Source organism: Streptomyces paludis (genome assembly GCF_003344965.1).
Lineage (GTDB): Bacteria > Actinomycetota > Actinomycetes > Streptomycetales > Streptomycetaceae > Streptomyces > Streptomyces paludis.
In genome coordinates this window covers 781,801-803,817 of sequence record NZ_CP031194.1, presented here as the reverse complement: position 1 = coordinate 803,817, position 22,017 = coordinate 781,801, and the positions used below count along the sequence as shown (strand labels likewise).

The 22,017-nt window shown below is 70.7% G+C and carries 20 protein-coding genes; 17 read left to right on the top strand and 3 right to left on the bottom strand.

What is annotated here, in order from left to right; genetic code table 11:
* Window positions 1-71: 71 nt before the first annotated feature.
* The 8 genes from ruvC to DVK44_RS03395 all read left to right on the top strand — a co-directional run bounded on the left by ruvC (window position 72) and on the right by DVK44_RS03395 (window position 9,514).
* A complete protein-coding gene (ruvC, locus tag DVK44_RS03430; RefSeq protein ID WP_114658267.1) occupies window positions 72-629 on the top strand; it encodes a crossover junction endodeoxyribonuclease RuvC in 558 nt (185 codons plus the stop codon).
* A complete protein-coding gene (gene ruvA / locus DVK44_RS03425; protein ID WP_114658266.1) occupies window positions 626-1,252 on the top strand; it encodes a Holliday junction branch migration protein RuvA in 627 nt (208 codons plus the stop codon). Before ruvC ends, ruvA begins: the two co-directional genes overlap by 4 nt.
* A 62-nt stretch (window positions 1,253-1,314) precedes the next feature.
* Window positions 1,315-2,397, top strand: a complete 1,083-nt coding sequence (ruvB, locus tag DVK44_RS03420; RefSeq protein ID WP_114658265.1) for a Holliday junction branch migration DNA helicase RuvB — start codon at window positions 1,315-1,317, stop codon at window positions 2,395-2,397.
* 165 nt (window positions 2,398-2,562) lie between these two features.
* Window positions 2,563-3,132: a preprotein translocase subunit YajC gene (gene yajC / locus DVK44_RS03415; RefSeq protein ID WP_114658264.1), complete on the top strand. Its 570-nt coding sequence runs from the start codon at window positions 2,563-2,565 to the stop codon at window positions 3,130-3,132.
* Between the two features lie 143 nt (window positions 3,133-3,275).
* Window positions 3,276-5,096: a protein translocase subunit SecD gene (gene secD / locus DVK44_RS03410; RefSeq protein ID WP_114658263.1), complete on the top strand. Its 1,821-nt coding sequence runs from the start codon at window positions 3,276-3,278 to the stop codon at window positions 5,094-5,096.
* A gap of 1 nt (window position 5,097) precedes the next feature.
* A complete protein-coding gene (gene secF / locus DVK44_RS03405) occupies window positions 5,098-6,246 on the top strand; it encodes a protein translocase subunit SecF (RefSeq protein WP_114658262.1) in 1,149 nt (382 codons plus the stop codon).
* Entirely contained in the window at window positions 6,243-6,788 is a 546-nt protein-coding gene (locus tag DVK44_RS03400) for an adenine phosphoribosyltransferase (protein ID WP_114658261.1), read from the top strand. Before secF ends, DVK44_RS03400 begins: the two co-directional genes overlap by 4 nt.
* A gap of 170 nt (window positions 6,789-6,958) precedes the next feature.
* Window positions 6,959-9,514, top strand: coding sequence for a RelA/SpoT family protein (locus tag DVK44_RS03395; protein ID WP_114658260.1), 2,556 nt, complete (start codon window positions 6,959-6,961; stop codon window positions 9,512-9,514).
* 85 nt (window positions 9,515-9,599) lie between these two features.
* Here DVK44_RS03395 and DVK44_RS03390 read toward each other — a convergent pair whose 3' ends face one another.
* Both DVK44_RS03390 and DVK44_RS03385 read right to left on the bottom strand, forming a co-directional pair.
* Window positions 9,600-10,829, bottom strand: coding sequence for a DUF349 domain-containing protein (locus DVK44_RS03390; RefSeq protein ID WP_114658259.1), 1,230 nt, complete (start codon window positions 10,827-10,829; stop codon window positions 9,600-9,602).
* 150 nt (window positions 10,830-10,979) lie between these two features.
* Window positions 10,980-11,768, bottom strand: a complete 789-nt coding sequence (locus tag DVK44_RS03385; RefSeq protein ID WP_114658258.1) for a peptidylprolyl isomerase — start codon at window positions 11,766-11,768, stop codon at window positions 10,980-10,982.
* Window positions 11,769-11,998: 230 nt separating this feature from the next.
* Between DVK44_RS03385 and DVK44_RS03380 the strand changes: the two genes are divergently transcribed.
* The 4 genes from DVK44_RS03380 (at window position 11,999) to DVK44_RS03360 (ending at window position 16,374) form a co-directional block, all read left to right on the top strand.
* A complete protein-coding gene (locus DVK44_RS03380; RefSeq protein ID WP_114658257.1) occupies window positions 11,999-12,721 on the top strand; it encodes an MBL fold metallo-hydrolase in 723 nt (240 codons plus the stop codon).
* Between the two features lie 14 nt (window positions 12,722-12,735).
* Window positions 12,736-13,998 carry a histidine--tRNA ligase gene (hisS, locus tag DVK44_RS03375; RefSeq protein ID WP_114664868.1) on the top strand — a complete coding sequence of 421 codons (1,263 nt, stop codon included), beginning with the start codon at window positions 12,736-12,738 and terminating at the stop codon, window positions 13,996-13,998.
* A gap of 295 nt (window positions 13,999-14,293) precedes the next feature.
* Entirely contained in the window at window positions 14,294-14,929 is a 636-nt protein-coding gene (locus tag DVK44_RS03365; protein WP_114658256.1) for a vitamin K epoxide reductase family protein, read from the top strand.
* 89 nt (window positions 14,930-15,018) lie between these two features.
* Window positions 15,019-16,374, top strand: a complete 1,356-nt coding sequence (locus DVK44_RS03360) for a replication-associated recombination protein A (protein ID WP_114658255.1) — start codon at window positions 15,019-15,021, stop codon at window positions 16,372-16,374.
* 18 nt (window positions 16,375-16,392) lie between these two features.
* On the opposite strand, the gene DVK44_RS03355 is transcribed toward DVK44_RS03360, so the two are convergent.
* Entirely contained in the window at window positions 16,393-17,088 is a 696-nt protein-coding gene (locus DVK44_RS03355) for a DUF2470 domain-containing protein (protein WP_114658254.1), read from the bottom strand.
* 197 nt (window positions 17,089-17,285) lie between these two features.
* On the opposite strand from DVK44_RS03355, the gene rpsD reads away from it, so the two are divergent.
* The 5 genes from rpsD to ruvX all read left to right on the top strand — a co-directional run bounded on the left by rpsD (window position 17,286) and on the right by ruvX (window position 22,010).
* Window positions 17,286-17,900, top strand: a complete 615-nt coding sequence (gene rpsD, locus DVK44_RS03350) for a 30S ribosomal protein S4 (RefSeq protein ID WP_114622954.1) — start codon at window positions 17,286-17,288, stop codon at window positions 17,898-17,900.
* Window positions 17,901-18,105: 205 nt separating this feature from the next.
* Window positions 18,106-18,528: a DUF948 domain-containing protein gene (locus DVK44_RS03345; RefSeq protein WP_114658253.1), complete on the top strand. Its 423-nt coding sequence runs from the start codon at window positions 18,106-18,108 to the stop codon at window positions 18,526-18,528.
* Between the two features lie 7 nt (window positions 18,529-18,535).
* Window positions 18,536-18,880 carry a DUF6167 family protein gene (locus tag DVK44_RS03340; RefSeq protein ID WP_114658252.1) on the top strand — a complete coding sequence of 115 codons (345 nt, stop codon included), beginning with the start codon at window positions 18,536-18,538 and terminating at the stop codon, window positions 18,878-18,880.
* Window positions 18,880-21,549, top strand: coding sequence for an alanine--tRNA ligase (gene alaS / locus DVK44_RS03335; RefSeq protein ID WP_114658251.1), 2,670 nt, complete (start codon window positions 18,880-18,882; stop codon window positions 21,547-21,549). The genes DVK44_RS03340 and alaS overlap by 1 nt, the downstream gene beginning before the upstream one ends.
* Entirely contained in the window at window positions 21,546-22,010 is a 465-nt protein-coding gene (ruvX, locus tag DVK44_RS03330; RefSeq protein ID WP_114658250.1) for a Holliday junction resolvase RuvX, read from the top strand. Before alaS ends, ruvX begins: the two co-directional genes overlap by 4 nt.
* Window positions 22,011-22,017: the final 7 nt, after the last annotated feature.

The following is a 22,017-nucleotide window of genomic DNA, read 5'->3' as shown; positions in this document are numbered from 1 at the left end:
GCCCGGCGCGTTGTCAGAGGTGACCGATACTGTGCTGATCAGCGGGAACACCTGACCGAGGGAGGGGCGCCATGCGGGTGCTGGGAGTTGACCCCGGGCTGACCCGGTGCGGGATCGGCGTGGTCGAGGGCGTCGCGGGCCGGCCGCTCACGATGCTCGGCGTCGGCGTCGTCCGTACCCCCTCCGACGACGAGATCGGCCCCCGGCTGGTCGCCATCGAGCGCGGCATCGAAGCCTGGCTGGACGAACACCGGCCCGAACTCGTCGCGGTGGAGCGCGTGTTCGCCCAGCACAACGTCCGTACGGTGATGGGCACCGCCCAGGCCAGCGCGGTCGCCATGCTCTGCGCCGCCCGGCGCGGCATCCCCGTCACGCTGCACACCCCCAGCGAGGTCAAGGCCGCCATCACCGGCAGCGGGCGCGCGGACAAGGCGCAGGTCGGCGCGATGGTGACCCGGCTGCTGCGGCTCGCCGAGCCGCCCCGGCCCGCGGACGCGGCGGACGCCCTGGCGCTCGCCATCTGCCACATCTGGCGCGCCCCCGCGATGAACCGCCTCCAGCAGGCGCAGGCCGCGGCGCGCGCCTCCCGTATCCCCAGCACCGCATCCGTACGGAAGGTCACCCGATGATCGCCTTCGTCAGCGGCCCGGTCGCCGCCCTCGCCCCCACCACCGCCGTGATCGAGGTCGGCGGGGTCGGCATGGCCGTCCAGTGCACGCCGGGCACGCTCGCCGGGCTGCGTGTCGGCGCGCCGGCCCGGCTCGCCACCTCGCTGGTCGTCCGGGAGGAATCCCTCACCCTGTACGGCTTCGCGGACGACGACGAGCGCCAGGTCTTCGAGCTGCTCCAGAGCGCCAGCGGGGTCGGGCCCCGGCTGGCACAGGCGATGCTCGCCGTACACAGCCCGGACGCGCTGCGGATGGCGGTCTCCGCCGGGGACGAGAAGGCGCTCATCGCCGTCCCCGGCATCGGCAAGAAGGGCGCGCAGAAGCTTCTGCTCGAACTGAAGGACCGGCTCGGCGCCCCGGTCGGCCCCGTGGTCGGCCGGCAGAGCACCGGCGCACACGGCCCGGCGCCCTGGAACGACCAGCTGCACGCCGCGCTCATCGGGCTCGGCTACGCCGCCCGGGAGGCCGACGAGGCGGTCGCCCTGGTCACCCCCCAGGCCGAGGCCGCGCTGGCGGACGGCGCCGAGCCGCCCGTGCCGAGGCTGCTGCGCGCCGCGCTCCAGAGCCTGAACAGGACGCGCTGAGCCGGCCTGCCACCGGCTTCCGCTCCGCCCGCCCGTGTTTCTACGCCCCGAGGTGAATCAGAGTGAACTGGGACGACACCAGCGAGACCGGGACGCCGGACGACGCGGCCGAACGGCTCGTCGGCGCGTCCGCCGACGGTGAGGACCAGGCCGTCGAGGCGGCGCTGCGTCCCAAGTCGCTGGGCGAGTTCGTGGGCCAGGAGCGGGTGCGCGAGCAGCTCGACCTGGTGCTGAAGGCGGCCCTGGCGCGCGGTGCCACCGCCGACCATGTGCTGCTCTCCGGCGCCCCCGGCCTCGGCAAGACCACCCTCTCCATGATCATCGCGGCCGAGATGAACGCGCCGATCCGGATCACCTCCGGTCCCGCCATCCAGCACGCCGGGGATCTCGCCGCGATCCTCTCCTCCCTCCAGGAGGGAGAGGTCCTCTTCCTCGACGAGATCCACCGGATGTCCCGGCCCGCCGAGGAAATGCTCTACATGGCGATGGAGGACTTCCGGGTCGACGTCATCGTCGGCAAGGGCCCGGGAGCCACCGCCATCCCGCTGGAGCTGCCGCCCTTCACCCTGGTCGGCGCCACCACCCGGGCCGGGCTGCTGCCGCCCCCGCTCCGCGACCGCTTCGGCTTCACCGGCCACATGGAGTTCTACACGAGCACCGAGCTGGAGCGTGTCATCCACCGTTCGGCCCAGCTCCTCGACCTGGAGATCGACGCCGACGCGGCCTCCGAGATCGCCGGCCGCTCGCGCGGCACGCCCCGGATCGCCAACCGGCTGCTGCGCCGTGTCCGGGACTACGCGCAGGTCAAGGCCGACGGCCACATCACCCGCGAGGTGGCCGCCGTGGCGCTCGGGGTGTACGAGGTCGACGCCCGGGGCCTCGACCGGCTCGACCGGGCCGTGCTCCAGGCCCTGCTGAAGCTCTTCGGTGGCGGGCCCGTGGGGCTGTCCACCCTGGCGGTGGCCGTGGGGGAGGAGCGCGAGACCGTCGAGGAGGTCGCGGAGCCTTTCCTCGTACGGGAGGGACTGCTCGCCCGCACCCCGCGCGGCCGGGTGGCCACGCCCGCCGCCTGGACGCACCTCGGGCTCGTGCCCCCGGCGCCGGCCGGGGGCGCGGGCGGGCAGGCGGGGCTGTTCGGGGGGTGACGGTGAAGGAGTGCGCGGGGCCAGGAACCCCGGGGTGGTGCCGGGCGTTGTTCCAATGATGCGGACTCGCTTAGACTCCGCCGATGCCGCACCTACAGGTCGGCATACCCACCCCCGTATATCAGGCCGCCCGACAGCGCGGTCGTGCGAAGGAAGTTCCCTCCCGTGAGTCTCGCCGCCTTGTTCCCCTTCGTCCTGCTCATCGGGGCCATGTTCCTGATGACCCGGTCCGCCAAGAAGAAGCAGCAGGCCGCTGTGCAGATGCGCAACGAAATGCAGCCCGGCTCGGGCGTCCGCACCATCGGCGGTATGTACGCGACCGTCAAGGAGGTGCACGAGGACATGGTCGTGCTGGAGGTCGCGCCGGGCGTTCACGCGATCTACGCGAAGAACGCCATCGGCGCCGTGCTGGACGACGACGAGTACAACCGCATCGTGCACGGCGAGGACGCCTTCGACGAGGACACTCCGGTCGTCCCGGACGACGCCTCCTCGCTGACCGGGGAGCTGGCGGCCGACGAGGCCCGTATCGACCTGGGCAAGAAGCCCGAGAGCGCCGCCGACGCCGACGCCGAGGACACCAAGGCCGTCACGGAGAGCAAGGACGCCGCCCCGGAGGACAAGGCCGACGCGAAGGCCGACGCCGCGGCGGAGACCGGCTCCGAGGGCGCCAAGGCCGAGGTCAAGACCGAGACCAAGGACACCAAGGCCGACGGCGAGGCCGACGCGAAGTAGTCTCGTCCTCGCCGACGGGCCGTCCAACGGGGCTCCACGGCACAGGGTCGCGCTGATTTCTGCGGGGGCAGGTCCCCACAACACTTCGTGGCCGCTCCGGCGCACACCCGGCGTGGGGCGGTTGGACAGGGAGAAACGAGAAGGTGGCAGCACCTAATAAGGGCCGAAGGCAAGCGGGGTCCCCAGGCAGGCCGGGCCGTACCCTGGCACTGTTCCTGATTGCCATGGTCGCCCTCACGGGCGGAATGTTCTGGTCCGGTCATGTCACACCACGGCTGGGGATCGACCTCGCGGGCGGTACGAGCATCACGCTTGAGGCGAAGAACACCCCGGGCAAGCCGAACGCGATCAACAAGACCAATATGGACACCGCCGTCAGCATCATCGAGCGGCGTGTGAACGGTCTTGGTGTCTCCGAGGCGGAGGTGCAGACCCAGGGCGACAAGAACATCATCGTCAACATCCCCAAGGGGACGAACGAGAAGCAGGCCCAGAAGCAGGTCGGCACCACGGCACAGCTCTACTTCCGGCCCGTGCTGACCGTCGCCGCGGGTTCTCCGATCGCCGCGCCCTCCGCCTCCCCGAGCGGTTCCCCCTCTCCCTCGGCCAGTCCGGACAAGGCCGGCAACAGTGACAAGGCGGGTGACGGCAAGGCGGGTGACGACGAGGCGTCGGCCACCCCCACGTCCAGTGCCACCGCTCAGGGCCGGGCCGTCACGGACGCCCTGAAGAAGGACACGACGCCCACCCCGACCGACTCGGCCGCCTCGGACGCGGACAAGAAGGACGCCGACAAGTCCGGCGACGCCGCGACGCCCAGCCCCTCGGCCGACCCCGCCGAGGAAGCGGCCGCGGCCGCCCTGGAGAAGAAGTTCACCAGCCTCGACTGCTCCAAGCAGGCCCAGCGCACCTCGGTCAACCAGGACGCCGCGCCTGAGGACACGATCGTGGCCTGTGGCAAGAACTCGGGCGGCGAGTGGGAGAAGTACGTACTCGGCCCGGCCGAGATCGAGGGCACCGACGTCGACGACGCCAAGGGTGTGCTCGACCCGCAGCGCGGCATGTGGATCGTCACCATGGACTTCACCAAGGGTGGCACCAAGAAGTTCCAGACCATCACCGCCAAGCTCTCGCAGCAGCAGGCGCCGATGAACCAGTTCGCCATCGTGCTCGACGGTGACGTCGTCTCGGCGCCCTCGGTGAGCCAGACCCTCGGCGGCAGCGCCGAGATCTCCGGCAGCTTCACCCAGCAGTCCGCCCAGGACCTGGCGAACATCCTGTCCTACGGCGCGCTGCCCCTCAGCTTCCAGGAGCAGAGCGTCACCACGGTCACCGCCGCGCTCGGCGGCGAGCAGCTGGAGGCCGGTCTGATCGCCGGCGCCATCGGCCTCGCCCTGGTGATCATCTACCTGGTGGCGTACTACCGCGGGCTCGCCGGCATCGCCATCATCAGCCTCGGCGCCTCGGGCGTCCTGACGTACACGATCATGTCGCTCCTCGGCCCGGGTATCGGCTTCGCGCTGAACCTGCCCGCCGTCTGCGGCGCGATCGTCGCCATCGGTATCACCGCGGACTCGTTCATCGTCTACTTCGAACGCGTCCGGGACGAGATCCGTGAGGGCCGCACGCTCCGCCCGGCCGTCGAGCGCGCCTGGCCGCGCGCCCGGCGCACCATCCTGGTCTCCGACTTCGTGTCGTTCCTCGCCGCCGCGGTCCTCTTCGTGGTCACCGTCGGCAAGGTCCAGGGCTTCGCGTTCACCCTCGGCCTGACCACGCTCCTCGACGTGGTCGTCGTGTTCTTCTTCACCAAGCCGGTGATGACGCTCCTGGCCCGTACGAAGTTCTTCTCCAGCGGCCACCCCTGGTCCGGGCTCGACCCGCAGCGGCTCGGCGCCAAGCCGCCCCTGCGGCGCTCCAGGACCGCCGTCCGCGTCAGCGCCCCCATCGACCCGAAGGAGGCGTGAGATGTCGAAGCTCGGCGATCTCGGCGCCCGGCTCTACCGCGGTGAGGTCGGATACGACTTCATCGGGAAGCGCATGTTCTGGTACGCCATCTCGATCCTGATCACCATCACGGCCATCGTCGCCGTGGCGGTGCGCGGGCTCAACATGGGTATCGAGTTCAAGGGCGGTGCCGTCTTCACCATCCCGAAGACGGAAGCCTCCATCTCCCAGGTCCAGGAAGACGCCGAGCGGGCGTCGGGGCACGACGCCATCGTGCAGAAGCTCGGCAACGGGACCATGCGCATCCAGGTCACCGAACTGGACACCGCGCAGTCGGCCAAGGTGAAGACCCAGCTCGCCAAGGACCTGAACGTCGACGAGAACAAGATCGCCGCCGATCTCGTCGGGCCCAGCTGGGGCGAGACCATCGCCAACAAGGCGTGGAACGGTCTCGCGATCTTCATGGTCCTGGTGGTGATCTATCTGGCGATCGCCTTCGAATGGCGCATGGCGGTCGCGGCCCTGATCGCCCTGATCCACGACCTCACGATCACCGTCGGGGTCTACGCCCTGGTGGGCTTCGAGGTCACCCCCGGTACGGTGATCGGTCTGCTCACCATCCTCGGTTACTCCCTCTACGACACCGTCGTCGTCTTCGACAGTCTCAAGGAGGGGTCCGAGAAGATCACCAAGCAGTCCCGCTGGACCTACAGCGAGGTCGCCAACCGGTCGATCAACAGCACGCTGGTGCGCTCCATCAACACCACCGTGGTCGCGCTGCTCCCGGTCGGCGGTCTGCTCTTCATCGGCGGCGGCTTCCTCGGCGCCGGCATGCTGAACGACATCTCGCTGTCGCTCTTCGTCGGCCTCGCGGCCGGCGCGTACTCCTCGATCTTCATCGCCACCCCGCTCGTCGCCGACCTCAAGGAACGCGACCCGCAGATAAAGGCCCTGAAGAAGCGCGTGCTCGCCAAGCGCGCCGCCGCCGCTGCCAAGGGTGAGCCCGCGGACGGCTCCGCGGACGACGCCGACGGCGGCGACGGCGGTTACGAGGACGGCGGCGACGGTACGGAGCCGGGCACGCCCGCTCCCGCCGGAGCCGGTGCCTCGGCGGGCCAGCGCCCCCGGGGCGGCCGCGGCCGTCCCTCGGGACCGGGGGGGCGTCGATGACCGACACCAGCACACGGGAGCTGCTGCTCAGCCGCATCCGTGATGTCGCGGACTATCCCAAGCCGGGTGTGGTGTTCAAGGACATCACCCCGCTGCTCGCGGACCCGAAGGCGTTCACCGCGCTGACCGACGCGCTCGCGGAACTCTGCGCCCGTTACGGCGCGACCAAGATCGTCGGACTGGAGGCCCGGGGCTTCATCCTGGCCGCCCCCGTCGCGGTCCGGGCGGGCGTCGGATTCATCCCCGTACGGAAGGCGGGCAAGCTCCCCGGAGCCACGCTCGCGCAGTCGTACGACCTGGAGTACGGCTCCGCCGAGATCGAGATCCACGCCGAGGACCTCGACAGCGGCGACCGGGTCCTCGTCATCGACGACGTCCTGGCCACCGGCGGCACCGCCGAGGCGTCCCTGGAGCTGGTGCGGCGCGCCGGTGCCCGGGTCGTGGGTGTGGCGGTCCTCATGGAGCTGGGTTTCCTGGGCGGTCGCGCCCGGCTGGAGCCCGTGCTCGACGGGGCTCCGCTGGAGGCCCTGATCACGCTCTGAGCAGCGCTTCGGCGGATTACGGCAGACAAGGACGGGCACCCGGGAACAACCGGGTGCCCGTCCCGCGTTACGCAAGGCCTACGTCCCCGGGACGAGAGGGACACCTGAGGTCGATACCATGGGAACCTCCGGGCCTGACCGGGGGACCTGGATCCGCACGAGGAGCGCCCTTGCCAGAAGAGGTCCAGCCACTGGCCGCCGCGACGCCCGACCGCCCCGCCGCGACGGAGTCGGCCGCGCCCCGGGACAGGGCCGTCGCCGCCGACGGGAAGCCTGCGCAGCCGGCGGTGGACCCCGCACCCGCCCGCGCCGACGGGCGTACGCCCCCCGCGCCGCCCGCCACCCCCGCGCCCGTCCCGGCCGTCGAGCGCCCCCTGGCCCCCGCCGGCGCCTCCCGGCAGCCCCCGGCCCCCTCGCGTTCCGGTGGCTCCTCCAATCGCGTACGGGCCCGGCTGGCCCGGCTCGGCGTGCAGCGCTCGTCCCCGTACAACCCCGTTCTGGAGCCGCTGCTGCGGACCGTACGGATCAACGATCCCAAGATCGAGACGGCGACGCTCCGGCAGATCGAGAACGCCTACCAGGTCGCCGAGCGCTGGCACCGCGGGCAGAAGCGCAAGAGCGGCGACCCGTACATCACCCACCCGCTCGCGGTGACGACGATCCTCGCCGAGCTGGGCATGGACCCCGCCACCCTGATGGCCGGGCTGCTGCACGACACCGTCGAGGACACCGAGTACGGCCTGGACACCCTGCGCCGCGACTTCGGGGACCAGGTCGCGCTGCTGGTGGACGGCGTGACCAAGCTCGACAAGGTCAAGTTCGGCGAGGCCGCGCAGGCCGAGACCGTCCGCAAGATGGTCGTCGCCATGGCCAAGGACCCGCGCGTCCTGGTCATCAAGCTCGCCGACCGGCTGCACAACATGCGCACCATGCGCTATCTCAAGCGGGAGAAGCAGGAGAAGAAGGCCCGCGAGACCCTGGAGATCTACGCGCCCCTGGCCCACCGGCTGGGCATGAACACCATCAAGTGGGAGCTGGAGGACCTCGCCTTCGCGATCCTCTACCCCAAGATGTACGACGAGATCGTCCGGCTGGTCGCGGAGCGCGCCCCCAAGCGCGACGAATACCTGGCCATAGTGACCGACGAGGTCCAGTCCGACCTGCGCGCGGCCCGGATCAAGGCCACCGTCACCGGCCGGCCGAAGCACTACTACAGCGTCTACCAGAAGATGATCGTCCGCGGCCGGGACTTCGCGGAGATCTACGACCTGGTCGGCATCCGTGTCCTCGTCGACACCGTCCGCGACTGCTACGCGGCGCTCGGCACCGTCCACGCCCGGTGGAATCCGGTGCCCGGGCGGTTCAAGGACTACATCGCGATGCCCAAGTTCAACATGTACCAGTCGCTGCACACGACGGTCATCGGGCCCAACGGCAAGCCGGTCGAACTCCAGATCCGCACCTTCGACATGCACCGCCGCGCCGAGTACGGCATCGCCGCGCACTGGAAGTACAAGCAGGAGGCCGTCGCCGGCGCCTCCAAGGTCCGCACCGACGTCCCCAGAAGCTCCGGCCGGGGCGCCGGCCAGGACACCGTCAACGACATGGCGTGGCTGCGCCAGCTGCTGGACTGGCAGAAGGAGACCGAGGACCCCAGCGAGTTCCTGGAGTCGCTCCGCTTCGACCTCTCGCGCAACGAGGTCTTCGTCTTCACGCCCAAGGGCGACGTCATAGCGCTGCCCGCCGGCGCCACCCCCGTCGACTTCGCGTACGCCGTCCACACGGAGGTCGGCCACCGGACGATAGGGGCCCGGGTCAACGGGCGGCTCGTACCGCTCGAATCGACCCTGGACAACGGCGATCTGGTGGAGGTCTTCACCTCCAAGGCGTCCGGCGCCGGCCCCTCCCGTGACTGGCTGGGCTTCGTCAAGTCGCCCCGGGCCCGGAACAAGATCCGCGCGTGGTTCTCCAAGGAGCGCCGCGACGAGGCGATCGAGCAGGGCAAGGACGCCATCGCGCGGGCCATGCGCAAACAGAACCTGCCGATCCAGCGCATCCTCACCGGGGACTCGCTGGTCACCCTCGCGCACGAGATGCGCTACCCCGACATCTCGTCGCTGTACGCGGCGATCGGCGAGGGCCATGTCGCCGCCCAGGGCGTCGTACAGAAGCTGGTGCAGGCGCTCGGCGGCGAGGACGCGGCCAACGAGGACATCGCGGAGAACTCCCCGCCCTCCCACGGCCGTTCCAAACGCCGCTCCAGCGCCGACCCCGGTGTGGTCGTCAAGGGCGTCGACGACGTCTGGGTCAAGCTCGCCCGCTGCTGCACCCCGGTCCCGGGCGACCCGATCATCGGCTTCGTCACCCGCGGCAGCGGTATCTCCGTACACCGCGCCGACTGCCTCAACGTCGACGCGCTCTCCCAACAGCCGGAGCGGATCAAGGAGGTCGAGTGGGCCCCCACCCAGTCGTCCGTCTTCCTGGTCGCCATCCAGGTCGAGGCGCTGGACCGGTCCCGGCTGCTGTCGGATGTCACCCGCGTCCTGTCCGACCAGCACGTCAACATCCTGTCGGCCGCCGTCCAGACCTCCCGCGACCGCGTCGCCACCTCCCGCTTCACCTTCGAGATGGGCGACCCGAAGCATCTCGGACACGTCCTGAAGGCGGTACGGGGCGTGGAGGGCGTCTACGACGTCTACCGCGTCACCTCGGCCCGCAGGCCCTGACCGCGCGGTGACGGCCGCACATGACGGAGGGGCTCCCCGTACCGAAGCACGGGGAGCCCCTCCGTCATGAAGAACGACGCCCGGATCAGCCGCCGAACTCGTGGAGGCCCTTCAGCGCCTGGTCCAGCAGCGCCTGACGGCCCTCCAGCTCCCGCGCGAGCTTGTCCGCCCGGGAGTTGTTGCCCGCCGCGCGCGCCGTGTCGATCTGCCCGCGCAGCTTGTCCACGGCGGTCTGGAGCTGGCCCGTCAGCCCGGCGGCACGCGCCAGCGCCTCCGGGTTGGTACGGCGCCACTCGGTCTCCTCGGACTCCTGAAGAGCCCGCTCGACCGCCTGCATCCGGCCCTCGACCCGCGGCCGGGCGTCCCGCGGCACATGACCGATGGCCTCCCAGCGCTCGTTGAGGGCACGGAAGGCCGCCCTGGCCGCCTTGAGGTCCGTGACCGGCACCAGCCGCTCGGCCTCGGCCGCCAGCTCCTCCTTGAGCTTGAGGTTCTCGGTCTGCTCGGCGTCCCGCTCGGCGAACACCTCACCGCGCGCCGCGAAGAAGACGTCCTGGGCACCGCGGAAGCGGTTCCACAGCTCGTCCTCGGCCTCGCGCTGAGCGCGGCCCGCCGCCTTCCAGTCCGTCATCAGCTCGCGGTAACGGGCCGCCGTACCGCCCCAGTCGGTGGAGCCCGACAGCGACTCGGCCTCCGCGACCAGCTTCTCCTTGGCCTTACGGGCCTCCTCCCGCTGCGCGTCGAGCGCCGCGAAGTGGGCCTTGCGGCGCTTGGAGAACGCGGAGCGCGCGTGCGAGAAGCGGTGCCACAGCTCGTCGTCGGACTTCCGGTCCAGCCTCGGCAGGCCCTTCCAGGTGTCCACCAGAGCCCGCAGCCGCTCGCCGGCCGACCGCCACTGGTCGCTCGCGGCCAGCTCCTCCGCCTCGACGACCAGCGCCTCCTTGGCACTACGCGCCTCGTCGGTCTGCTTCGCCCGCTGCGCCTTGCGCTCCTCACGGCGCGAATCGACCGTGGCGACCAGCGCGTCGAGCCGCTTGCGCAACGCCTCCAGATCGCCCACGGCGTGGTGCTCGTCCACCTGACCGCGCAGGTGGTCGATGGCCACCGTCGCGTCCTTCGCGGACAGGTCGGTGGTCTTCACCCGCCGTTCGAGGAGGCCGATCTCGACAACCAGGCCCTCGTACTTGCGCTCGAAATAGGCCAGAGCCTCTTCCGGAGAGCCTGCCTGCCACGATCCGACGACCTGCTCGCCCTCGGCCGTCCGCACGTACACGGTGCCCGTCTCATCGACACGGCCCCACGGGTCGCTGCTCACAGCGCCTCCTCCACCTGATACCCGCGAGGGGAATGGCCCCCGGGCATCATCCACAGTTTCCTGGGGCGGGCCGCGCCCGCCCTGCACCAGGCCAATCTAGGCGACCGGCCGCCCGGCTGTCCGCACTCAGCGCGGCCGAAATTCACGGGGTCACGCCTTGTCGACCGTGCCCTTCTCCACGGTGACCGCCTTCTTGGGCGCACCGTCGCCCCCGCCGCCCTCGACCCCGGCCTTCCCCACGGCTTCCACGGACTTCAGACCGGCCTCGTCGAGCGTCCCGAAGGGCGTGTAGCTGGGGGCCAGCTTGGTGTCCTTGTAGACCAGGAAGAACTGGCTGCCACCGCTGTGCGGCTGGCCGGTATTGGCCATCGCCACCGTGCCCGCGGGATACGTGACGGTGCCGTCCGCGCCCGCCTTGCCGAGGGACGCCAGATTCTCGTCCTCGATGGTGTAGCCCGGACCGCCGGTGCCGTCGCCCTGCGGGTCGCCGCACTGGAGGACGAAGATCCCCTCCGTGGTCAGCCGGTGGCACTTCGTCTTGTCGAAGTACCCCTTGTCCGCGAGCGCCTTGAAGGAGTTCACCGTGTGCGGTGTCTTCTTGGCGTCCATGGCGATCGCGAAGGTGCCCTGGTCCGTCTTGAGCGTGAACGTGTACTTCGCCGACTTGTCGATCGTCATCTTCGGCTCGGGCTCGGCGCTCTCGCTCTCCGAGGGCGACGGCGACGCCTCGGCCTCCGCGGCCTTGTCGCTCTTCTTGTCGTCGCCGGACGACTTCACCGCCGCGTACGCGCCCGCCCCGCCGATCACCACCACGGCCAGCGCGGCCGCGATGACCGAGTTGCGGACCTTCGCACGCTTGCGTGCCTCGGTCCGGCGCAACTGCTGCCGCTCGAACTTTTCCCGGGCGAGCTGCCGCCGCCGCTGATCGCTGTTGACCACCGGGTCTTCTCCTCGATGTCGTGTGATCGGTGCCGCCCGACCAGACAGGCACCCGGGGCCCTCCGTTTGGATCATGCCGGCCTCGCGCGCCCCGGCACCGAAAGGCTCCAGCCCCGTACGGTATATGGATTGGCTGTGGAATGAGCAGCGCCGGTACCCTGCGAACGGCCGCCTTGCCGACCCGGCCGCCACCGGCCGGCCACCCCGCCCGACGACATATAAGGACGATCGTGCTCATTGCCGGGTTTCCCGCCGGGGCCTGGGGCACCAATTGCTATCTGGTCGCCCCCGCCGCCGGCGAGGAGTGCGTGATCATCGACCCGGGCCACCAGGCCGCGCGGGGAGTCGAGGACGCGGTCAGGAAGTACCGGCTCAAGCCCGTCGCCGTGCTGCTCACCCACGGCCACATCGACCATGTCGCCTCGGTCGTCCCGGTCTGCGGAGCCCACGACGTACCCGCGTGGATCCACCCCGCCGACCGCTACATGATGAGCGACCCCGAGAAGGCCCTCGGCCGCTCGCTCGGGATGCCGCTGATGGGCGAGCTGACCGTGGGGGAGCCGTCCGACGTCCACGAGCTGACCGACGGCGCCGCGCTGGCGCTGGCGGGGCTGGAGCTGACCGTCGCGCACGCGCCCGGCCATACGAAGGGGTCGGTGACCTTCGGGACGCCCGAGTCCGCCGGCGGCGGCGATGTGCCGCCGCTGCTCTTCTCGGGCGACCTGCTGTTCGCCGGCTCCGTCGGACGCACCGATCTGCCGGGTGGGGACCCCGCCGAGCTGCTCGAGTCGCTGGGCCGTGTGTGCCTGCCGCTCGACGACTCGACCGTGGTGCTCTCCGGCCACGGCCCCCAGACCACCATCGGCCGGGAGCGCGCCACCAACCCGTATCTGCGCGAGGTGGCCACCGGCTATGGAAGCGGCCAGAGCGCCGCTCCGCGACGAGGAATGTGAACACACCGATCCCCATGAGCACCTTCCAGGCCCCCAAGGGCACCTACGATCTGCTCCCGCCCGTCTCCGCGACCTTCCTCGCGGTACGGGAGGCGATCTCCGCGCCCCTGCGCAACTCCGGCTACGGCTACATCGAGACGCCCGGCTTCGAGAACGTCGAACTGTTCTCGCGCGGCGTCGGCGAGTCCACCGACATCGTCTCCAAGGAGATGTACGCCTTCGAGACCAAGGGCGGCGACCGGCTCGCGCTGCGCCCCGAGGGCACCGCCTCCGTGCTGCGCGCCGCGCTGGAGGCCAATCTGCACAAGGCGGGGAACCTGCCCGTCAAGCTCTGGTACTCCGGCTCGTACTACCGCTACGAGCGCCCCCAGAAGGGCCGCTACCGCCACTTCTCGCAGGTCGGCGCCGAGGCGATCGGCGCGGAGGACCCCGCGCTCGACGCCGAGCTGATCATCCTGGCCGACCAGGCGTACCGCTCCCTGGGGCTGCGGCAGTTCCGTATCCTGCTCAACTCGCTGGGCGACAAGGAGTGCCGGCCCGTCTACCGCGACGCGCTCCAGGGCTTCCTGCGCGGTCTCGACCTGGACGAGGAGACCCGCCGCCGGATCGAGCTGAACCCGCTGCGCGTCCTCGACGACAAGCGCCCCGACGTGCGCAGGCAGCTCACCGGCGCGCCGCTGCTGCGCGACTACCTGTGCGACGCGTGCAAGGCGTACCACGAGGAGGTCAGGGACCTGCTGACGGCCGCGGGTGTGGCGTACGAGGACGACGAGAAGCTCGTGCGCGGCCTCGACTACTACACGCGCACCACCTTCGAGTTCGTCCACGACGGGCTCGGCTCGCAGTCCGCGGTGGGCGGCGGCGGCCGGTACGACGGGCTGTCCGAGATGATCGGCGGCCCGGCGCTCCCGTCGGTCGGCTGGGCGCTGGGCGTGGACCGTACGGTGCTGGCGCTGGAGGCCGAGGGCATCACCCTGGAGGTGCCGAGCGCGACCAGCGTCTTCGCCGTACCGCTGGGCGAGGAGGCCAGGCGCGCCCTGTTCGGCGTGGTCACGGAGCTGCGCCGGGCCGGCGTCGCCGCCGACTTCTCGTACGGCGGGAAGGGCCTGAAGGGCGCCATGAAGAACGCCAACAGGTCCGGCGCCCGGTACACGGTCGTGGCCGGCGAGCGCGACCTCGCCGAGGGCGTGGCGCAGCTCAAGGACATGGAGACCGGCGAACAGACCCCGGTCGCGCTCGACGCCCTGGTGACGGAGCTGACACGCCTGCTCGGCTGAGAGCCTGTGCGGTGGCGGGCCCGGACCGAGGGTGGTCCGGGCCCGCTCTCCATTAGACCGACCGTCACATGGGGGGCGGCGTCACGGGGGCCGGCACGCACATCTGCGGCGTTGTCGTCGGTCACGATGGCTCCGCCATCACTCCCTCCTCCGCCTTGCAGCTGCACGCACCAGCCCCCGCTCCTTCACCCACCCCCCATGTGACGGTCGGTCTTATCCGCCGCGAACGGTGGAGCGGGGGTCCCGTACGGCACAATGAGCCTGCCCCACAGGCCCACAGTGATGGAACGGCGATATGAAGAGTGCAGCGGTGGACGATGTCTCCTCCTCCCGGAGGGAGGAGGGCGACCCGGGGACCGTGGGCGGCGGCAGGGCCTTCGCGCTCCTGCTGATCATCACGGGCGCGGCCGGGCTGCTGGCGGCATGGGTCATCACCATCGACAAGTTCAAGCTGCTGGAGGACCCGGGCTTCACCCCGGGGTGCAGCCTGAACCCGGTCGTCTCCTGCGGCAACATCATGAAGAGCGAGCAGGCGTCCGTCTTCGGCTTCCCGAACCCGATGCTGGGGCTCGTCACCTACTCCGTGGTCATCGCCATCGGCATGGGGCTGCTGGCCGGGGCGCGCTACCGGGGCTGGTTCTGGCTCGGGCTGAACGCCGGGACGCTCTTCGGGGTCGGCTTCTGCACCTGGCTCCAGTACCAGTCGCTGTACAGCATCAACTCGCTCTGCCTCTGGTGCTGCCTGGCCTGGGTCGGCACCATCGTCATGTTCTGGTACGTGACGTCCCACAACATCCGCAACGGGGTGCTGCCCGCGCCGTCCTGGCTGCGCGGCTTCCTCGGCGAGTTCACCTGGCTCCTCCCGGCGCTGCACATCGGCATCATCGGGATGCTCATCCTGACCCGCTGGTGGGACTTCTGGACCGGGTGAGCGCGAGCCGGAAAGTCCGGTCGGTCCGGGCAGTGCGGGCGTTTTCCGGCCGGGCGATCGCTGTCAGTGGTCTGGCATAGGCTTCACGCGTGGAGCCCGACCTCTTTACCGCAGCGGCGGAAGACCGCCAGGAGAAGGACCCGTCCAGCAGCCCCCTGGCCGTCCGGATGCGCCCGCGCGTCCTGGACGAGGTCGTCGGGCAGGGGCATCTGCTGAAGCCGGGGTCCCCGCTGCGCCGGCTGGTCGGGGAGGGCAGCGGCGGCCCCGCCGGGCCCTCGTCGGTGATCCTCTGGGGACCGCCGGGCACCGGAAAGACGACCCTCGCCTATGTCGTCTCCAAGGCCACCAACAAACGCTTTGTCGAGCTGTCCGCGATCACCGCGGGCGTCAAGGAGGTCCGCGCCGTCATCGACGGGGCGCGCCGGGCCTCCGGCGGGTTCGGCAAGGAGACCGTCCTCTTCCTCGACGAGATCCACCGCTTCAGCAAGGCCCAGCAGGACTCCCTGCTGCCCGCGGTCGAGAACCGCTGGGTGACGCTCATCGCCGCCACCACCGAGAATCCGTACTTCTCGATCATCTCCCCGCTGCTCTCCCGCTCTCTGCTGCTGACGCTGGAGCCGCTCACCGACGACGACCTGAGCGCCCTGCTGCGCCGGGCGCTCACGGAGGAGCGCGGGCTCGGCGGCGCCGTCACGCTGCCCGACGACGCCGAGGCGCATCTGCTGCGGATCGCCGGCGGTGACGCGCGCCGCGCGCTGACCGCGCTGGAGGCGGCGGCCGGCGCCGCGATCGACAAACGGGAGCCGGACATCTCCCTGGCCACCGTCGAGGAGACCGTCGACCGGGCGGCCGTGCGCTACGACCGCGACGGCGACCAGCACTACGACGTGGCGAGCGCGCTCATCAAGTCGATCCGGGGCTCCGACGTGGACGCCGCGCTGCACTATCTGGCCCGGATGATCGACGCGGGCGAGGACCCCCGGTTCATCGCCCGGCGGCTGATGATCTCGGCGAGCGAGGACATCGGCCTCGCCGACCCCGCCGCCCTGCCGCTCGCGGTCGCCGCGGCCCAGGCCGTGGCCATGATCGGCTTCCCGGAGGCCGCGCTGACCCTCAGCCACGCGACCATCGCGCTGGCCCTCGCGCCCAAGTCGAACGCGGCGACGACCGCGATCGGGGCGGCGCTGGAGGACGTACGGAAAGGGCTGGCCGGACAGATCCCGCCGCATCTGCGCGACGGCCACTACAAGGGCGCGGCCAAGCTGGGGCACGCCCAGGGGTATGTCTATCCGCACGATGTGCCCGGCGGGATCGCCGCCCAGCAGTACGCCCCGGACGCGGTGCGGGACCGCCGTTACTACGAACCCACCCGGTACGGCGCGGAGGCGCGCTACGCGGATGTGGCCGACAAGGTGCGCGAGCGGCTGCGCGGGGACGCGGGGTGAGAGCCCCCGGCCGGGAGTTCAGCCGGCCGCCGCGTCGAAGAGCGTGTGCATGGCGTAGCGCAGCTCGTTCACATCGCGCACAGGCTCGGGGAAGTCGAAGCGGGCGTCGAAGCACTGCACCCCGGTGAAGCGCACCCGTAGCCCGAAGCGGTCGATCGCGACCGGCACGGCCGCGGTTCCGGCCGTGGTCGACTCGCCGCGCTCGCCGAGCAGTCCGCGCAGCGACTGGACCTCGGCGCTGTGGGCCGTGTGCAGATGCTGGAGCAGCTCCGCCTCGTGCTCGACCAGCGGGTCGGCCGCGGCCGACGCGAAGTCCTCGGGCTCGACCTGGTCGGCGCCCCAGAGATCGTCCACGCAGGCTTCGCCGACCTCCAGCCGCAGCAGCGTACGGCCCGGTTCCATCGCGGCCTGTTCGGGTTCGCGGGTGAGCCAGCCGGAGAGCCAGGCCCGGCCGCGGATCCGGTGGGGTACGGAGACGGGCGCGACATCGGTGATCTCCAGCACCGCGTTGAGTTCGTCGTCCTGCGCGTGCGTGGCGGCGCGCACCGCGGGGGAGTCGGCGGCGAAGACGAGGAACACCTCGCCGTCGGGCCCGACGGACCGCAGATCCGGCATCAGCTGGTGGGGCAGGGCCCCGTCCAGGCCCGGAATGATCAGTACGGCCGAGCATGTACTCTGTACGAGAGTTCGTGTGCGCTCGGCTGCTGACGGCATCCGATCGATTTCAAGCCCGCTGGGACGCGGCTGACCATGAGCTGATCGGACCTCCGTCGAATCGTCGCCCTTCCCAGTCGTGTCTGTGGGGGCGTCGAGGCTGCTGTCTGTGATGCGCGTGGTGTTCCCAGGGCGAGACATGCGATCTCCTTAAGTAAGGTGAGCCTAACCTAACCTACAACGGAGGTCTGGAGAACGTGCCTAACCAGTCGCGTCCCAAGGTCAAGAAGTCACGCGCGCTCGGTATCGCGCTGACGCCGAAGGCTGTCAAGTACTTCGAGGCCCGCCCCTACCCGCCGGGCGAGCACGGCCGCGGACGCAAGCAGAACAGTGACTACAAGGTCCGTCTGCTGGAGAAGCAGCGCCTGCGCGCCCAGTACGACATCAGCGAGCGCCAGATGGCGCGCGCCTACGACCGCGCCAAGAAGGCCGGCGGCAAGACCGGCGAGGCGCTCGTCGTCGAGCTGGAGCGCCGCCTCGACGCCCTGGTCCTGCGTTCGGGCATCGCCCGCACCATCTACCAGGCCCGTCAGATGGTCGTCCACGGCCACATCGAGGTCAACGGTGGCAAGGTCGACAAGCCGTCGTTCCGCGTCCGCCCCGACGACGTCGTGATGGTCCGCGAGCGCAGCCGCGACAAGGTCCCGTTCCAGGTCGCCCGCGAGGGTGGCTACGACACGGACGGCGAGACCCCGCGCTACCTCCAGGTCAACCTGAAGGCCCTCGCGTTCCGCCTCGACCGTGACCCGAACCGCAAGGAAATCCCGGTCATCTGCGACGAGCAGCTCGTCGTCGAGTACTACGCCCGCTGATCCACCGGCGAGCGCGCCCGCCGATCCCTCCGCCCCGCGCGGGCGGGGGGATCGGCGGGCTTCGCCGTTCCGCCGCACACCCGTTCACCCGTACCCGTTCACCGCTGTAATCCGGTACGGGGCGCGACCACCGGCGCGATAGGCTCGGGGGACGACTTTCCAGTCGCTTTCCAGCTGACCTACGACGATCAGGGAGCGGTGCGGCGTGACCGGTGGAGAGGTTGCCGGGATCCTGGTGGCCGTGTTCTGGGCCATCCTGGTCTCCTTCCTGGCCGTGGTGCTGGTACGGCTGGCCCAGACGCTCAGGGCGACCACCAGACTCGTGGCGGACATCACCGAACAGGCGGTGCCCCTGCTGGCGGACGCCTCGGCGACCGTACGCTCGGCACAGACCCAGCTCGACCGGGTCGACGCCATCGCCACGGACGTCCAGGAGGTCACCTCCAACGCCTCCGCTCTCTCCTCCACCGTCGCCACCACCTTCGGCGGACCGCTGGTGAAGGTCGCGGCGTTCGGCTACGGCGTCCGGCAGGCCATGAGCCGCCGGGGCGCGCCGGCCGCCGGTCCGGGACCGGTGGTCGTCGGACGTACGCTGCCGACCGCCCGGCGCAGGAAGAAGAAGGGCTGACACAGCGATGTTCCGCCGTACGTTCTGGTTCACCGCGGGCGCCGCGGCCGGTGTCTGGGCCACCACCAAGGCCCACCAGAAGCTCAAGCAGCTGACCCCGGAGAGCCTCGCCGCGCAGGCGGCCAACAAGGCGATCGACGCGGGACACCGGGTCCGCGAGTTCGCCGTCGACGTCCGCTCCGGCATGGTCCGGCGCGAAGCCGAACTCGGCGAGGCGCTCGGCCTGGAAGCGGCGGCCGACGACCCGGCACTGCCCGCGCCCCGGCGCCTCGTCGCGATCGAGCACCCCCGCACCGCACCGTCCCGCACCACACACCCCTACCCGCCGCACAACCGGAATGAGGACCACTGATGGAGTCGGCCGAAATTCGTCGCCGCTGGCTGAGCTTCTTCGAGGAGCGCGGTCACACCGTCGTCCCTTCGGCGTCGCTCATCGCGGACGACCCGACTCTGCTGCTGGTCCCGGCGGGCATGGTCCCCTTCAAGCCGTACTTCCTCGGCGAGGTCAAGCCGCCCGCCCCGCGCGCCACCAGCGTCCAGAAGTGCGTCCGTACGCCGGACATCGAAGAGGTCGGCAAGACCACCCGCCACGGCACGTTCTTCCAGATGTGCGGCAACTTCTCCTTCGGTGACTACTTCAAGGAAGGTGCCATCACCTACGCCTGGGAGCTGCTCACCACCCCCGTCGCGGACGGCGGCTACGGCCTGGAGCCCGAGAAGCTCTGGATCACCGTCTACCTCGACGACGACGAGGCCGAGCGGATCTGGCGCGACAAGATCGGCGTGCCCGCCGAGCGCATCCAGCGCCTCGGCAAGAAGGACAACTTCTGGTCCATGGGCGTCCCCGGACCCTGCGGCCCCTGCTCCGAGATCAACTACGACCGGGGCCCCGAGTTCGGCGTCGAGGGCGGCCCCGCCGTCAACGACGAGCGCTACGTGGAGATCTGGAACCTGGTCTTCATGCAGTACGAGCGCGGTGCCGGCGAGGACAAGGAGAACTTCCCGATCCTCGGGGACCTGCCGTCGAAGAACATCGACACCGGTCTCGGCCTCGAACGCCTCGCCATGATCCTCCAGGGCGTACAGAACATGTACGAGACCGACACCCTGCGCGTCGTCATGGACAAGGCCACCGAGCTGACCGGGGTGCGCTACGGCGCCGAGCACGGCTCCGACGTCTCGCTGCGCGTCGTCGCGGACCACATCCGTACGTCCGCCATGCTCATCGGTGACGGCGTCACCCCCGGCAACGAGGGCCGCGGCTACGTACTGCGCCGCATCATGCGCCGCGCCATCCGCAACATGCGCCTGCTGGGCGCCACCGAGCCGGTCGTCGCGGAGCTGATCGACGTGGTCATCAGGACCATGGGCGAGCAGTACCCGGAGCTGGAGACCGACCGCGGGCGCATCGAGACCGTCGCCCTCGCGGAGGAGGCCGCCTTCCTCAAGGCCCTCAAGGGCGGCACCAACATCCTCGACACCGCCGTCACCGAGACCAAGGCCGCCGGCGGCCGGGTCCTCGACGGCGACAAGGCGTTCCTGCTCCACGACACCTGGGGCTTCCCCATCGACCTCACCCTGGAGATGGCCGCCGAACAGGGCCTGTCCGTGGACGAGGACGGCTTCCGCCGTCTGATGAAGGAGCAGCGGGACCGCGCCAAGGCCGACGCCCGCGCCAAGAAGTCCGGCCACGCCGACCTCTCCGCCTACCGCGCCGTCGCGGACGCCGGCGGCTCCACCGAGTTCACCGGCTACACCTCCACCGAGGGCGAGTCGACCGTCGTCGGCCTTCTCGTCGACGGGGTCTCCTCGCCCGCCGCCACCGAGGGCGACGAGATCGAGGTCGTGCTCGACCGCACCCCGTTCTACGCCGAGGGCGGCGGGCAGCTCGCGGACCAGGGCCGGATCCGGCTCGACAACGGCGCCGTCATCACCGTCCGCGACGTACAGCAGCCGGTCCCCGGCGTCTCCGTGCACAAGGGGACCGTGCAGGTCGGTGAGGTGACGGTGGGCGCCTCCGCGCACGCCGCCATCGATCTGACGCGCCGTCGGGCCATCGCCCGCGCCCACAGCGCCACCCACCTCACCCACCAGGCGCTGCGTGACGCGCTCGGCCCGACGGCCGCCCAGGCCGGCTCCGAGAACTCGCCGGGCCGCTTCCGCTTCGACTTCGGCTCGCCCGCCGCCGTCCCCGGCACGGTCCTGCTGGACGTCGAGCAGAAGATCAACGAGGTGCTCGCCAGGGAGCTGGACGTCCAGGCCGAGGTCATGTCCATCGACGAGGCCAAGAAGCAGGGCGCGATCGCCGAGTTCGGCGAGAAGTACGGCGAGCGGGTCCGCGTCGTGACCATCGGGGACTTCTCCAAGGAGCTGTGCGGCGGCACGCATGTCCGCAACACCGCCCAGCTGGGCCTGGTGAAGCTGCTCGGGGAGTCGTCGATCGGCTCCGGGGTCCGGCGTATCGAGGCCCTGGTCGGCGTCGACGCGTACCACTTCCTCGCCAAGGAGCACACCGTCGTCGCCCAGCTCCAGGAGCTGGTCAAGGGCCGCTCCGAGGAGCTGCCCGAGAAGATCGCCGGCATGCTCGGCAAGCTGAAGGACGCCGAGAAGGAGATCGAGAAGTTCCGCGCGGAGAAGGTCCTCGCCGCCGCCGCCGGACTCGCCGAGTCCGCCCAGGACGTACGGGGCACGGCCCTGGTCACCGGGCAGGTCCCGGACGGCACCTCGGCCGACGATCTGCGCAAGCTGGTCCTCGATGTCCGCAGCCGGATCAGTGGTGACCGGCCGGTGGTCGTCGCGCTGTTCACCACGGCCAACGGCCGCCCGCTGACGGTCATCGCCACCAACGAGGCCGCCCGCGCACGCGGTCTCAAGGCCGGTGAGCTGGTCCGTACCGCCGCCAAGACCCTCGGCGGCGGGGGCGGCGGCAAGCCGGACGTCGCCCAGGGCGGCGGTCAGCACCCGGAGGCCATCGGGGACGCCGTGGCCGCCGTGGAACGCCTCGTCACCGACCTCGCGTGAGACGGGGACGACGGCTCGCGATCGATGTCGGGGACGCCCGGATCGGGGTCGCCTCGTGCGACCCCGACGGGATCCTCGCCACGCCGGTGGAGACCGTGCCGGGACGCGATGTCCCGGCCGCCCACCGGCGGCTCCGGCAGCTCGTGACGGAGTACGAACCGATCGAGGTGCTGATCGGCCTGCCGCGCTCCCTCAACGGGGGCGAGGGACCCGCCGCGGCGAAGGTACGTCTGTTCGCCCAGGAGGTCGCGCGGGGTATCGCGCCGGTGTTGGTACGACTGGTCGATGAGCGGATGAGCACAGTGACGGCGAGTCAGGGATTGCGCGCTTCGGGCGTTAAATCCAAGAAGGGCCGGTCCGTTATCGACCAAGTGGCGGCAGTTGTCATCCTTCAGAGCGCGCTGGAGGCCGAACGGGTCTCGGGTAAAGCCCCGGGCGAGGGCGTCGAAGTGGTCATCTGATCGCGAT